This window comes from Thermaerobacillus caldiproteolyticus, assembly GCF_015326725.1.
Lineage (GTDB): Bacteria > Bacillota > Bacilli > Bacillales > Anoxybacillaceae > Thermaerobacillus > Thermaerobacillus caldiproteolyticus.
This window is the reverse complement of sequence record NZ_CP064060.1, coordinates 1,994,806-2,009,148: the sequence shown is the minus strand read 5'-3', so window position 1 is coordinate 2,009,148 and position 14,343 is coordinate 1,994,806. Positions and strand designations below refer to the sequence as shown.

Here is a 14,343-nt window from a genome sequence, read left to right as displayed (position 1 = left end):
AAGACTTTTCACATTTGAGCGTATATCAAATATTTACCGTGAGCGCGGGAAGTATACGGTGATTTCTAACCTAAATAGTACAAATATAAATTATCCAGCCCATCGTACAGATTACAACAACCCGATTAGCGATACAACTATCGCCAATGATGTAAGGAATATTAAGGTGTTTTTCAATTTTTTGTATAACGGAAAATAAAAGAAAATCCATGCGAAAATATCGAAAACGTTAAGCTGCAACGCAAACAAAAAGTTCTTTTATTCGAGGAAGATATTGTTAAATTGCTGAAAGCCTTTGATGTTACAACCTTTCATGGTTATCGTTCATGGGGCCAAACTTGCTTGTTACTCGATACGGGTATGAGGGTAGAAGAATGTTGTGCGCTTCGGCCAGAGCACGTCGATTTTAAAACGAAGCCGATATTAATTGAAAATCCAAAAAACAGGAAGCAGCGTTACGTCTACTTCTCATTTAAAATGGCGAATGATTTAAAGCGTCGGGTGACTCTGATAGTCCATTTTTGTTTCCAGCAATCCGCGGAACAATGCTTGATGTTAATAATTTTGAACGGATGTTAAAGGAAACGGGGAAAAAGCTGGTGTAGAAGTGACTCCACATCAATTAAGAAATAATTTCGTTAAATATTATTACATTATGAGACTAGAAAAATACTTAAGTACCAGCTCGCTATAAGTATCTAATGAACTATGTCTTTCTTCAGAAAGATACAAAAAACATTGACAAAAATTTATTTTTATGTTAATATTAAAAATTAAATATTTAAATAATATACAGGTTTGGTATACTTCTTTTTAGATGTCATCTCTCAGTTCCTCGGGAGATAGGCTCTAAAAGGAGGATATGCAAATGAAAGAAGACCAAGTCAGTCTTACTGCAATCATGACCGCCTACTTACGCGCCTACCATGCCATGAATGATACCCCAAAAGTTTTCGATGACTTTCTCGCTTGTCATTTGATACCAGAGGAAAGACGTGCACTCATTGAACAAGGATTTTCTGAGGCTCTTCAGATTCGTGTTCCTGAAGGCGGATTGGCATGCTCCGAACAGGCGGCAAATCCCCTGCTGTCTTTAATGCAGGCCATGGGGTTGCCTCATGTCCTCAGCCGGTCACGATATACGGAAGACAACCTTGATCTGGCGGTAAAACAAGGGGTGGAGCAGTATGTGATACTCGGGGCTGGGATGGATACTTTTGCTTTTCGCCGTCCGGATCTCCTGCGTCAGGTTCAGGTATTTGAAGTAGACCACCCCGCCACACAAACCTTCAAACGTAATCGACTGTCTGAATTGGGATGGGAAATCCCGTCACATCTCCACTTTGTGCCTGTGGATTTCACAAAGGAGAGTTTGGCTGATGCACTCAAGGGAACTTTGTATGACGTGCAGACGAAAAGCTTTTTTAGCTGGCTGGGTGTCACAATGTACTTGACTCGAGACGAAGTGTTCGCAACGCTTCGTTCCATTGCCGAAATTGCTCCCGAGGGCAGTGCGGTGATTTTCGATTACTTTGTACCGGAAGAAGATACGCCGTACATGAAAGAGATGAGGGAGGATTTACGAAAGATCGGTGAGCCGATGAAAACGACCTTTGACCCGTCAACACTGGCTTTTGAATTGGAAAGTTTAGGGCTCCGTCTTCATGAAAACTTAAGTCCATCCGATATCCAAGAACGCTATTTTCAGAGTCGAACGGACGGTTATTATGCGAGTAAACATGTGCGCTTTGCGTGGGCAGTAGTAGAGTAAAAAATGTTCTCCCACGTTAGATGATTATTAACGCCGAGTTGAGTGCTCGGCTTTTTTCATGAGATTCCGGTCCTTAGCGTACGTTTTTAATGCTGGCGGTATCTCATAAAATTGTGCGACTTTCCGTTTTGTATCGTATAGTTTAGTGAAGGTGTCACGAAAAAAATTTTTTTCGTCGAAACGGTGCGAAAAGTCCGGTAGCATCATATAGTCAAGTGAAGACGTCGAAAAAAATTTTCGGACAAACTGTGTGATTTTGTCTTGTGCGTCGTATAGTTATATGAAGGCTCGTAAAATTCCGCGGCTTCAGATGCGTTTACATAGATCGATCAATTAATAGAAAAGGGAACGATGTATGAACGAAACAATCGCAAGACCGCAACCGAACAACAAGAAGTCGCTTTTAGAAATGACCAACTACGAAATGTTTAATTGCGATTCATGCGGAAAGTTTTCCTTTGCATTATCAACGAATTTATTGCATTACATGGTCGGAAAGGGAGATTACCGCAAATCCGAGATATTATTGCGCTGTATTTTTACCTACTGTCGTATGTAGATAGAAATGAGTTGCAACCGAATGGCGTTCCAAGCGAACGTTTTGGCGCAAGTGTTCCGTCGAAAGCGAAGATAGCGGCCGATTTGGGTGTCGCGGAAAGTCGCATTAAGCCTCTCGTCGAAATCCTCCAAACGCATGGATTGTTACTCGATGTGGTCGACAAGCGGGAAGGGACTAAACGCTACAAATGGTACTATGTTTCTCATTGCCCGCGGAGTAGTGACGATGGCTATGTCGTCAATGATGATGAAAAGATAGTTCCCGACCTCTCAAAATATAAGTAAAACCTCGATACCTTCATTAAATGCATGTTGCCGTACCCTCATTAAATATCTTCTTGCTTACCTTTATCTAATTCCTGAGTAAATATAACAACATTAAATATAGCAAATGAAAGATAGCAATATATTCCGAGAGCTTATTCAAAGAAATACTCACTAGCACTCATAAGTTCGTGCTAGTGGCGATTCCTTTATAAAAGAAATCTCAGTCTATTATATACTGGTAATGTATATCTTGTCGGAAGTATTTAATATAAGATAATTCAAAGAAGTGTATAGGGATAAACCAACTGACCAAAACGCAGCCCCAGCCAATCCGCCAAAATGCCACAAGGAGTGAGCCGCGTGATAATTGAAAGCGAAAAAGAACTTGAAGAATATGAACAGCAATAAGACCACTCCATTAGCTTTGGAAGTGGTCATTGTTTTTAATTTATCTGTTTGAACATGTACCAAAGCAGCTCTTTTGCCATTTCTTTGCCTTCTTTAGTTTCCTTATTTAAAATCAACCAATTGTCATTCTTTTTTCTTCATGCATATAAAACATTAGTTCCATCAGATTTTTTGTAAAGAATAAATGCTTCGTCGTCTTTAACAAATGTCATAGGGTATATCACATTTTTGTATGGTGGTTTAATTTCTTTGTTTAATTCATTAATCACAATATCTTCATTGATTTTGGCTAATTCCATAAACTTCCCTTGTTCAGCTTGATAACGTAGTTGCTCATACTCATACTTTTGGTAAGCATTTAAATCAAGATTGAACGTTTTCTGGATGTCCATGAGAACTTCATTTTTGAACTTCTCCATTTTCTATTCCCATTCATCACCTTTATGTTCATAATTGATTACCTTAATCCCAGAAGGGGCAACTCCTATAGTTATTGTTTCTATTCCATAGGGGTGGGGCATGGGTATGTTCAAAAGTTCTTACTTGGACTTTTACAATAAAAAAGGAAAAACCATCTTCTGTTTTTCTTTTGATTTCAATCATTTTAGCGTCATATAGACTATTAATTGTAGACAGCTTTACTTATGTGTGGGGAAAGTGCGGTTAAGAACGCGTCATGAATCAGTGTTTCTTGTGGTTCTTGCTGTTGGGCTTGGACAACTGATGTGAAAAGGGCAAGAGCGGTAATACAAGCTGCAATAATTGCTGTCTTCATTTCATCACCTTCATTTTATTTATACCTATACCAAACAATCCAACCTTTTTCTTTATGTTTAGCAAGAAATATTACTCCTTCTGACAGACTTGTGCTAGGCAACAGTTTAGGGAAACGCAATCTAACTATCCATGAACGTTCAGCAACAGCTTCACTACAGAATGTTTTGGCCATCTGAAAATAAGTTTGTTTGATGTTTGGTAGGAAGTGCACATATTCAGCTTTCCATTCGTTGTGTTCCTCATCTGGATAGAGTTTCGGAACGATTGTTCTGAGTGCATGGAGAAGTTCCTGTTCGTCTTTTGAAGAAGTTTGTACCAGTTCAGCAACATTAGGGCATTGTTGATTTGCATAGGAATAAGGCTGCTGTGCATAGGCAGGAATTGAAACAGTAAGGGGCATGAACAGACAAACCATAAGAATCATTTTCTTCATGAAGATCACCTCATGGTTTATACTACCCAAATGAAGGAAGGGTATGAACCAAAAATCTACCCATCAAGTTGAAAAAAACGCTTGTTTTGGTTAGATACATTCAAAATCAACATTGTTATTGTCTTAGCCTAAATTCGGTATACCTTTAGACATAGAATAGGGTATTCTCTGGACTGTTTGCTTAAATCAGAGAATACCCTACTTTTTAGTCTAGAGCCAATGCTTGACTGCATTATCCATAGAAGAACTGCTTCGATTAGTGAGTTAGTAGTCAGAAAACTAGCAGACTTTTTCATCATTTTTTAGTTTTCTTCATTATTTACACCAGAAAAAGGGTGTGAGTTCATGAAAGATCTTTTTTAGCTTGGTAGGCATGCAGCGCTATCCTCCTTTTGGGATAGCGTTAAAGATTTATGTTAAAAACCCGCCTTCAATGAGCAGTTGTTTGATTTCCTCTTTTGTTATTAAAAGATCGCTGGAACAATACGTTCCCTTTTTAACAGGTAAGTGGGCAGAATAAGCTTGTTTTAACCCTGGGATATTGATCTCAGGAAGAACAATTAAAAAGTCTTCATCATAGACGACTGTATTCTGGCTTTCATGATCAGAAATGAGAACTTCATGAAGTTTTTCTCCTGGTCTAGCCCCGTATTCGACAATGCTGACATCCTTCTCTCCGGACGCTTCTATTAAGACTTCGGCTAAATCCAGAATTCTACATGCGGACGATCTCATGACAAAGATTTCTCCACCTTTTCCCTCGTTTGCTGCTTTTAGTAAAAGCTGAATGGCCTTCTGCGGGGTTAAGAAGAAACGAGTCATTCTTTTATCGGTAATTCTAATCTCTTTCTTCTTAATTTGATTAATAAATAAATGGAGTACACTTCCATTGCTTCCTAGGATATTGCCGCTTCTTATAGAAATAAATTTGGTATCTGAACTTAGCTGGTTGGCATAAACGATAAGCTTTTCACCGATGGCTTTGGTCATCCCGTAAAAGTTAATCGGATCTGCTGCTTTATCGGTAGATATATTGATGACCTTTTTAACTCCGTTTTCTATTGCTGCTTCAATAACGTTTTGAGTACCTATCACGTTTGTTTTCAATGCCTCGAGAGGTTGTTCTTCACAAACGGGAACATGCTTTAGCGCCGCTAAATGAAACACATAATCTACACCTTCAAAGGCCTTGACTAATGCCTCCCTATCCCGAATATCACCAATGCAAAAGCTCAATCTAGGGTCTTCAATAACTCTTCTCATTTGTACTTGACTGGCTTCGTTTCTGGAAAAAACGATTATTTTTTTTGGATCTAGGGATAATAACTGGAGTATAAGCTCATGTCCCCATGAACCTGTCCCTCCGGTCACTAAAATCACTTCATTATTAAACATATATTTTTCCTCCTGACATATATTTATACGCTCTTGATGGGAACATCTGCTGTTTTAGCCAGCAGTACCTGCAATAAATCTTCTATTCTGTTCATTCACATTTAGGGTAAAAGAATCTCCAAGTTCTTTTGTCGGCAAATTCGTCCTCTTACTTTTCTTTAGTTCTAAGAACCTAAACACTAAGGTGAACCCCATCGAATATCGTTTTCCAATAATGATCATTTGCATTCCATTTGTCATGATTCGGAAGTTCAACGACGCAGACTCTCTCTATAGGCCAATTTTTTTCGACTATGCCGTTTACATTAGAATGATTGACAAGGAGAATTCGGAAATCATTTTTAACCATTTCCGATAAAACCGATTCAAGTTCCAGAACCTCTTCAAAAGTACCTTCTGTTCTTACAAAAAGAATCCGTTGACTGGTTTCCATTTTCTCTAAAAAACGCCGAATCCGTCTGTCGAACTTTTCTTTAACTTCGGGGTAACCGCCCAAATACGAAAGTGTATTTTTTCCTACTTCAAAATCATGATTGGAAACTATTTGATAAGCGTCATCCGATACACAAATAAGCTGATCAGTAGCATAACCTATAATTCGTAAATTAGGCAGGTCCATAAAACCGGCAAATCGATTCCGCAAAAGGCGATTGACATTTGATAAAGAAGGAGATGCCATCCAATCTAACACTCCTGAAAAAGGTCTTAAATTGTTCTTTTTAAGCTGAATGGCTGTCAAACAAAGATCCCCTAAACTAAAAACGGAGTCATAAGTACCTTTTATAACTTCCAAACCCATATTTCCCATCTCCTTAAAAGAATGTTAATTTCTCTCGAAAACTAACCTCCGGTGTTATTTTCTCTTACAACAATGCATCACTGATTATGCTTTGTGAATTCTAAAAATTCACAAACTTTAGATTAACGAATCTATAGCTCTTGGTTTCAACTTGTCATACTTAAAATGGATAGGATAAAAACTTCTCCCCCCTTCTTGGTTTGGCTATTTATATTAAATGTAGTAGAAGTAGAAAGTGCTAGGGCTGGAAAACTATCTAACTTAGAAAATGTGCATACTTATGATAGGCTCCTTCAAAAATAGGCAGTATAATAACGAGAAACGATTTATTAGACTTAATATGATGATCGTAAAGTCTAATAAATCGTTTCGTGAATAGTAAAAGCACAAACTAGTGCATCAACATCATTTCTGGATTTGTGATGTAGGTATGCAGAGAATGTCGACCTCCAGTGGAGGATTTTCGACTGACGATGTGAATGATTATAGGAATGTATTCTTGAATGAAAAGTTATAAGTTTCTGTTAATCCATAAAAAATATCAACCTGAGGATGCCATTGCAGCAATTGGCGTGCTTTCTTATTATCAAGGCAGCTGTGTTTGATATCGCCTGTTCTTGCGCGTGTATGGACGGTATCAATTTTGGAGCCGTGAATTTGCGTCAGTATTTTTATTAAGTCATTTACCGATGTTCTCCGTGCGGTGCTGACTTGAATAGTTTCCTGATGCCCTTTTTCTATAGCAGCTATGTTCGCTTGAACGACGTCTTTTACATATATAAAATCACGTGTTTGTTCACCGTCGCCGTGAATCATTAAAGGCATTCCTTTTTTAATTCTATCTAAAAAGATAGCTACTACTCCGCCTTCTCCTTTTGCTGATTGTCTAGGTCCATATACGTTGCCGTAACGGAGAATCGTATAGGAAAGTCCATAAAGCTGATAAAATAAGCGGATATACGACTCGGCTGTCAATTTGGATAAACCGTAGTAAGAAATCGGTATTGTCAAGTCCTCTTCAGAAATCAGATCTTTCTGTAAATTCCCGTAAACGCCGGAGGTAGAGGCAAAGATCACTTTTTTTACAGAAGCTTCATGACAAGCCTCAAGTATATTGATTGTTCCGCTAATATTCACATCAGCATCATATTTCGGTTCACGGATAGACCGCCCTACATCTGCCTGAGCAGCCAAATGGAATACGACATCGGGCTTTTCTCGCAGAATGATTTGTTTGGCCTCTTTACTGCGTATATCTTCGGTATGAATAACAGCATGCGGATGTACATTGTGTAAATGTCCGGATATCATATTATCCAATACATGAACCTCAGCGCCTTTGGAAATAAGTTCTTCAACGAGATGAGAACCGATAAAGCCAGCCCCTCCAGTTACAACAGCCTTCATAGATCATTCTCCTCTTATCTTTTTTATTATCGTATGTTGTATGAATGAGAGTGGTACAAGATAGCTACCTAATGTGGCTTGAAAAATTGCTTTGCGATAGATTTATGCGAAAAAGAAGTTTTTTGCATGGATGATTTTAAGGGGGAGAAGATGGTCGTTTTTTAGGGCAATGTGGGCTGAATCTACAAAATGTAAATGCTTCATATGAGGTAGAGATGGATGCCTTTGTTGTTAGGAATGTTTCAGAAAACAGATTTACTACTGAGGCAGCAGAGAGATGCCGAGATGGGGTATTCAGAAATTTGAACGTTTCTTATTTAGTTTCTTTATAACACTCCATCTATAAGGGGCGACCAAAAGAATAGATGTCTGTCTCTAAAATATTTACACGATTTGTTGTCCTTGATGATGTATATGTTATATCTGTCGGTAAATGGAATGATAGTAGAAACGCAAGTCACAGCGTTTTTTCGCCAAGAGATTTTCCTATCAAATCGGAACGATTAAAATGATAAATCCGACTACTATACCAGCCCTATCAATCCCTCATTGCGAGAATAGTATATGATAAGAAATAAGGAATGAAACTATGGAAGGTATATGGGGTTATTTTTATAGTCAAAGCGGTGCTGTAAATTTACATTTGGCTCCTATTCCAATCTAAGTGTTTTAGTAACGGTATTAACGAGTTCATTTTCACTGAAATCTGTTAGAAAAATTTAAGGATGAAAATTAGTATAATAATAGGTTTGGAAGAATGGATCGCGCTTTCTGTAGTTCGCCTTTCCTTCGGTCAGGCTCACTACGGGGATACGTTCTCTTCCGATACTACTTCAATCAAAATACTTTCCCTTATCTCTAAAACGAATCTTAAGATGAGATTTTCCCATTATCAACTGTGCTGAAAGGGCTGAAAAGTGGATAAATATTTCCGGACTGGATGGATAAAACTTATCGGACTGAGAGACCAAATTCTCTAGAATACGCATGCATTGAATGAGCCCATTTCAGTGCGGATCAAATTGAGCGAGGAACGGGAGAATGTCGAATCCGATCATTCGCGGGGATTTTCAATAAAGATTTTAGAGAGGCTATCCGTGACATCATCGAGTGGAAAGAAAGTCTCAAATAGATAAAAGAAACTCGTTGATCGTTGTCAACGAGTTTCTTATTTAACTTCCCTAATTTCAATTTGTTAAATAATTGATAGAGGTCAAAATGACCGTCTGAAATCACCTATAAGATGCGTTTAATTTGGCACTCTATATGTTACTGTATCAAACTGTGCATAGAGCGGAGATTTTCGTCATCTGATGCGGTGTTTTCAGACGTTCATAAAAGCAAATCGAGTTCCAAACAGTACTCAACCTTTGACGAAGGTAATCAATTCCAAAGGGCGTTTACCGCCGTCTTGTCTCATTAGAATTTTACTATTTGTTGATCGAATAAAGGGCATTCATTGTAGCAGGGTCAGGTAGTACATAGTTTTGAGGTAAGGCATCTTGAATGTGTTTCCCAATCTGATGATCCCCAAATATTTTAGGAGTTGATGATGGGTTCGAAAGCAAGGGATTCTGCCCATCGCTTACGGGTTGAAAGATATGCATTGTAGCAGGATCAGGCAGTACGTAGTCTTGAGGCAAGGAATGCTGAATGTGTTTTTCAATCGGACTATCTCCCAATATTTCAGGGATTGATGATGGATTCGAAAGCAAGGGATTCTCCCCATCGCTTACGGGTTGAAAGATATGCATTGTAGCAGGGTCAGGTAGTACGTAGTCTTGAGGCAAGGAATGCTGAATGTGTTTTTCAATCGGACTATCTCCCAATATTTCAGGGATTGATGATGGATTCGAAGGCAAGGGATTCTCCCCATCGCTTACGGGTTGAAAGATATTTATTGTAGCAGGATCAGGCAGTACGTAGTCTTGAGGCAAGGCCTCCTGAATTTGTTTCCCAATCTGACTATTCTCCCATACTTCAGGGGTTGATGATGGGTTCGAAAGCAAGAGATTCTCCCCATCGCTTGCTGGTTTAAAGAGATTCGTTGTAGCAGGGTCAGGCAGCACGTAGTTTTGAGGCAAGGCCTCCTGAATTTGTTTCCCAATCTGACTATCTCCCAATATTTCAGGAGCTGACGATGGATTCGAAGGCAAGGGATTCTCCCCATCGCTTGCTGGTTTAAAGAGATTCGTTGTAGCAGGGTCAGGCAGCACGTAGTTTTGCGGCAAGACCTCCTGAATGTGTTTCCCAATCTGACTATCTCCCAATATTTGAGAAGTTGATGATGGATTGGAAAGCAAGGGATTTTCCGCATCGCTTACAGGTTGAAAGATATGCATTGTAGCAGGGTCAGGTAGTACATAGTTTTGAGGTAAGGCATCTTGAATGTGTTTCCCAATCTGATGATCCCCCAATATTTTAGGAGTTGATGATGGATTCGAAAGTAAGGGATTTTCCGCATCGCTTACAGATTGAAAGATATGCATTGTAGCAGGGTCAGGCAGCACGTAGTTTTGAGGCAAGGCATCTTGAATTTGTTTTCCAATCTGACTATCAATCAATATTTCAGGGATTGATGATGGACTCGAAAACAAGGAGTTATACTCATCACTCATCAGTCGGGACATTCTCCTCATCCTTTTCCTTTGTATTATCAGTTAGGACATTCTCCTCATCCTTTTCCTTTGTATTATCAGTTAGGACATTCTCCTCATCCTTTTCCTTTGTATTATCAGTTAGGACATTCTCCTCATCCTTTTCCCTTGTATCAGTTAGGACATTTTCCTCGTCTTTTTCCTCTTTATTATCAGTTGGGATATTTTCCACATCCTTTTTCCTTTTAGAAATAGCGCTTTGATAAACATCCAACACATTTTCCAACGCTTTATCTGGAGACCAATAATCTCTTCCCCATTTTTTAGCATTGGAACCAAGAGCTTTCCGGTATTTTTTATTTTCTAGTAATAAATTCAAATTTTTGCATAAAGCCTCTATGTTTCCCGCAGGTGAAATTAACCCTGTAACCCCATGTTCAACAATCTCAGGCAATCCTCCTGCATCACTAACAATTACAGCATTTCCGGCAATTTGTGCTTCTATTACCGATAAAGGTTGGTTTTCTAGGAGACTTGGAAGAACAAAAATATCTGACTTAGACAACAAATAAGGTATATCATCCCGCTTTCCAAAAAAGAAAATGTCTTCTTCTAAGCCTAAGGCCTTGCTTTGGACTTGTAACTCTGCTTTCTTATCACCATCTCCAACAATCCAACAAACCCAGTCATTTCGAATTGCTTTTAATTGGCTGAGAGCGGATATTAGATGGTGAACCCCTTTAGTTTCAACAAGTCGCCCCGTATAAATGATGACTTTCTTGTCGTCTGGACGTTTAATAGAGGATTTCTTCTCCTCCATTCGTTCAATGAAAGTCTCTATGTCGTATCCATAGTGGAACACTTTGATCTGTTCATCGGGAACACGAAACTCATTCGTTAAAACATTCCTTAACCATTCATTTGCTACTATTGTGAATTCAGCAGATGTAGCTCCAATATGTTCAAGCTCATCAAAGTATGCTCTAGCCATGTAGGAAGTAGGAGATTTATGAATGGTGGTTAATTGATGTCTAATCTCATAAGCTACGGAACCATGTAGGGTAGCTACTAATGCAGGTCCTTTAGGTCTTACTCGATTAATACATGCAGTTGAAATGACATCTTGTGTGTGAATCACATCATATTTTTCCAAACCAAAATAGGCAGCAGCTAACTCATAAAAATAACGTTGAAATTCAGTATATTTCACCAGTTCATTTTCATAAATAGCCGGATAGGCTTCTTTGTTAAGTTTTTCGTTAAGCAAAGGTAGCAGCTGATCTTTTTCTAACCTCTGATTTTTATTTACAATGTAAACGTAGCTATTATCCTCACCGTAACCCAGTAAATCTACTTCATGTCCTAAAGACTCAAGCTTTTCTTTAAGTTGCTTCATATAACCCCATACTCCCCCTACATGTGGAACGGCCCAGTACGTAGCAAGTAGTATTCTCATAAATACATCTCCTTCTGTTAATATTTACATGTATAATATATTTAGAGAACTAGTCTATGGTATAGGCGACTGTCCTTATTACACAATATTTTTATATCTAACGATATAATTGAGGTTTTATTTAAATTTTCTGATTTTTATTTTTATGCGGCATTAAGTGAGTCTGTCGAGGCACGTACATTTCCTTAACTGATATGCGAACCTACAAACCGATGCTAGTCAGTCGGTTGAAAATCTCAAACTCAGAGCGGGGTTCGGCTATTAGATGTTCGAACCATGATGGATTGCTCCATCCTGTAGGCATTTTTCCAAGTGTTGACCCCAATCTTTGGCTTGAAATTTCCCTTGGACAGCTCTGTATTTTGTCAGGGGAAGAAAGCATATAATGCGGTGAAACGGCCACAGTCTTGTAGACATGAACTCAGAGAAATTCTTTAACCGAGGCAATCATGACATTCCTTAATTTATCAAGCAATCAAAAAGTGATTGAAGCATTTTATTCTATTTGGCAACTGTTCGATGTGAACAGCATTAATTACAAGGGTTCTGGTGCAAAAAATCTGAAAAGCCGGGACATACGGATACTGTGAATCCTACATAGATCTGAGATTTTTAATACAACATAATGGCTATTCTGTTGCACTTGGTTTGTTAAAGCTTTTTCTTAAAACTTTATAAGTAAGCATTTCAATTTTTGAATTTTCTCTTAGTTTCTTAGTGACAGCAGAAGAAAAATAAGCAATGATTAGACACCATAAATGTAAGACCCAGGATGATAAAAGGGATTAAAGTATTTGTACCTAATTGAGGGATAAATGCTAAAAAGGACAAGGCGGCTTTCGGATTGGTAATGTTCTTGTATGTAGATTTTTTATATTTCAGTTCTGGAGGTAACGATATCTATGCTCTCTTACGGCGTTTGTTGCTAATAGCACCTTATGATTAGTTTCATTAAAAATGACGAGCAGCAAGTAAAGTATGAACAACTGCTCCCGTAGTAATTCCAAGAGCTGAATAAATCCTTTCTTTTCTGTCTTGAGAAATACTATATATTGTATCTGTACTCGGAGTTAAATTTAGAAGAAATGCCGCGATTAAAAACATTTCAAAGTTAATGATTCCATATATGTTTAACACTTTTATACCATATTTTACCTTTTATGTATGTTACATATAAGTTTTGATGATCTATTAGCTATCGTGGAGAAGCGGATGAATAATCGTAAGAGCGCGCTGGCAGCGCTAGTGTTACGATTAACGTCGATAATTTGAATGTACGCTATGAATTTGGCATTCAGAAATAGCGGATGAGTTAGCGGAATTAGTCCAAAGAGAGAAGGAGCGTAGATGGGGGATGCAAAAAGAACATTGTAGAAGGCAGGGGAGCAGTTTGCTTAATCAACTTATATACAACAAAGACGTTGACATTGAACTGACAACGGTCACAAGCGCACCGACCGACATAAAAAATCAATAACATGAAAATCGAATTTCACCGCGAAGACCTTATCGTTGCACAGTATATAACGAAAGCAAGTTAAGATTAACGGGGGACAACGGTAGAAATGGAGTATCAAGACGAATTACAAGTCGGCGACCGTATACTTGTAGCGTCCGTCAAGAATGGCTTGATAAAGCGGTGATGTACTAATGGCGATCTCAACGATTTTTTTAGATTATAGGTCATTCGATGAGAAATTGAACGTTTTTTTGTAAAAATAAATTTACTAAATTTACAGATATATGTTTTTTAAACTTCGGAAGAGTGTTATAATATAATACGGTGCGCCGACACCAAGGTTTAAATCAATCGCACGTCACAAGATGAGCGATTGGCAAAACATCATTGGGACTTTTAAAAGAAGTAATCCACCCTCCGTTCGCCAAACACAGGGTGGGTTACTTTTTTATTTTATCGATTAGCAACACGACCAATGTTATCAATGAGATCATAAACATTGCTGTCGCCATGTCCATCGGTTTCACCTCCTTATTGGAGGCTCAACCGCCCACCCTGCTCGTACGATTGACTTTAAGTAAATAATACATCAAATTAGGTAAAAAATCGACTTATTTTCCATTATTTCCCGTTATATAGTGTGATAATTTCTTAATTTTCGGTTATGGTAGCCCACAAAATCATGTGCGATTAGCTAAACGAAAAGCAAGGGAAATAGGCGCTAAAAAATTGTAGTAATGGTTCGGTCCGCAAAAAGAGAAAGAACTGGAAGACTATAGAAGCGGGCTTAACTACGTTCCCTATAACTATTTCCTGGCGCATCTACACCGCGGAGAAATGGTGTTAATGAGCGGCGAAGCCGAAGGATATCGTAAGGGGGATTGATGGAGCAACACTGTATGGAGAGCTGCTAATGCGGCTCGTCGATTTTTTCGTACATATTACGAATTATTCAATTTCTATTTGTAAATTTGTTAGAATCAGCGTTAAGAAGTAAACAATTTTTTACTAATGAA

The 14,343-nt window shown here is 38.4% G+C and carries 10 protein-coding genes and 1 pseudogene; 3 read left to right on the top strand and 8 right to left on the bottom strand.

What is annotated here, in order from left to right:
- The first annotated feature begins 282 nt into the window (after positions 1-282).
- The 3 genes from ISX45_RS19630 to ISX45_RS09990 all read left to right on the top strand — a co-directional run bounded on the left by ISX45_RS19630 (position 283) and on the right by ISX45_RS09990 (position 2,614).
- A complete protein-coding gene (locus ISX45_RS19630; protein WP_267240180.1) occupies positions 283-579 on the top strand; it encodes a site-specific integrase in 297 nt (98 codons plus the stop codon).
- Between the two features lie 289 nt (positions 580-868).
- Positions 869-1,771, top strand: coding sequence for a class I SAM-dependent methyltransferase (locus ISX45_RS09995; RefSeq protein WP_194518888.1), 903 nt, complete (start codon positions 869-871; stop codon positions 1,769-1,771).
- 432 nt (positions 1,772-2,203) lie between these two features.
- On the top strand, positions 2,204-2,614 hold the full coding sequence (locus tag ISX45_RS09990; protein WP_228485531.1) for a hypothetical protein: 411 nt from the start codon (positions 2,204-2,206) through the stop codon (positions 2,612-2,614).
- Positions 2,615-3,141: 527 nt separating this feature from the next.
- Here the strand turns inward: ISX45_RS09990 and ISX45_RS09985 are convergent.
- The 8 genes and pseudogenes from ISX45_RS09985 to ISX45_RS09950 form a co-directional block, all read right to left on the bottom strand.
- The gene (locus ISX45_RS09985; protein WP_194518887.1) at positions 3,142-3,423 is read right to left on the bottom strand and encodes a hypothetical protein; all 282 of its coding nucleotides are present in this window, start codon (positions 3,421-3,423) and stop codon (positions 3,142-3,144) included.
- A gap of 203 nt (positions 3,424-3,626) precedes the next feature.
- Positions 3,627-3,779 carry a hypothetical protein gene (locus ISX45_RS09980; protein WP_194518886.1) on the bottom strand — a complete coding sequence of 51 codons (153 nt, stop codon included), beginning with the start codon at positions 3,777-3,779 and terminating at the stop codon, positions 3,627-3,629.
- A gap of 15 nt (positions 3,780-3,794) precedes the next feature.
- Positions 3,795-4,214 (bottom strand): hypothetical protein, encoded by a 420-nt coding sequence (locus tag ISX45_RS09975; RefSeq protein WP_228485530.1) that lies wholly within the window; start codon positions 4,212-4,214, stop codon positions 3,795-3,797.
- Positions 4,215-4,625: 411 nt separating this feature from the next.
- Positions 4,626-5,609 (bottom strand): polysaccharide biosynthesis protein, encoded by a 984-nt coding sequence (locus ISX45_RS09970; RefSeq protein ID WP_181554340.1) that lies wholly within the window; start codon positions 5,607-5,609, stop codon positions 4,626-4,628.
- 172 nt (positions 5,610-5,781) lie between these two features.
- Positions 5,782-6,408, bottom strand: a complete 627-nt coding sequence (locus tag ISX45_RS09965; RefSeq protein ID WP_181554339.1) for a DUF1796 family putative cysteine peptidase — start codon at positions 6,406-6,408, stop codon at positions 5,782-5,784.
- Positions 6,409-6,891: 483 nt separating this feature from the next.
- Positions 6,892-7,815, bottom strand: a complete 924-nt coding sequence (locus ISX45_RS09960) for an NAD-dependent epimerase/dehydratase family protein (protein ID WP_194518885.1) — start codon at positions 7,813-7,815, stop codon at positions 6,892-6,894.
- 1,430 nt (positions 7,816-9,245) lie between these two features.
- On the bottom strand, positions 9,246-10,433 hold the full coding sequence (locus ISX45_RS09955; RefSeq protein WP_194518884.1) for a hypothetical protein: 1,188 nt from the start codon (positions 10,431-10,433) through the stop codon (positions 9,246-9,248).
- Between the two features lie 217 nt (positions 10,434-10,650).
- Positions 10,651-11,868: pseudogene (locus ISX45_RS09950) on the bottom strand (glycosyltransferase family 4 protein); the annotation flags it as partial.
- Positions 11,869-14,343 lie beyond the last annotated feature (2,475 nt).

Coding starts and splice junctions, on each gene's coding strand:
- ISX45_RS09995 (WP_194518888.1), top strand. CDS start 869: ATGAAAGAAGACCAAGTCAGTCTTACTGCAATCATGACCGCCTACTTA.
- ISX45_RS09965 (WP_181554339.1), bottom strand. CDS start 6,408: ATGGGTTTGGAAGTTATAAAAGGTACTTATGACTCCGTTTTTAGTTTA.
- ISX45_RS09980 (WP_194518886.1), bottom strand. CDS start 3,779: ATGAAGACAGCAATTATTGCAGCTTGTATTACCGCTCTTGCCCTTTTC.
- ISX45_RS09985 (WP_194518887.1), bottom strand. CDS start 3,423: ATGGAGAAGTTCAAAAATGAAGTTCTCATGGACATCCAGAAAACGTTC.
- ISX45_RS09970 (WP_181554340.1), bottom strand. CDS start 5,609: ATGTTTAATAATGAAGTGATTTTAGTGACCGGAGGGACAGGTTCATGG.
- ISX45_RS09960 (WP_194518885.1), bottom strand. CDS start 7,815: ATGAAGGCTGTTGTAACTGGAGGGGCTGGCTTTATCGGTTCTCATCTC.
- ISX45_RS09975 (WP_228485530.1), bottom strand. CDS start 4,214: ATGAAGAAAATGATTCTTATGGTTTGTCTGTTCATGCCCCTTACTGTT.
- ISX45_RS09955 (WP_194518884.1), bottom strand. CDS start 10,433: ATGAGTGATGAGTATAACTCCTTGTTTTCGAGTCCATCATCAATCCCT.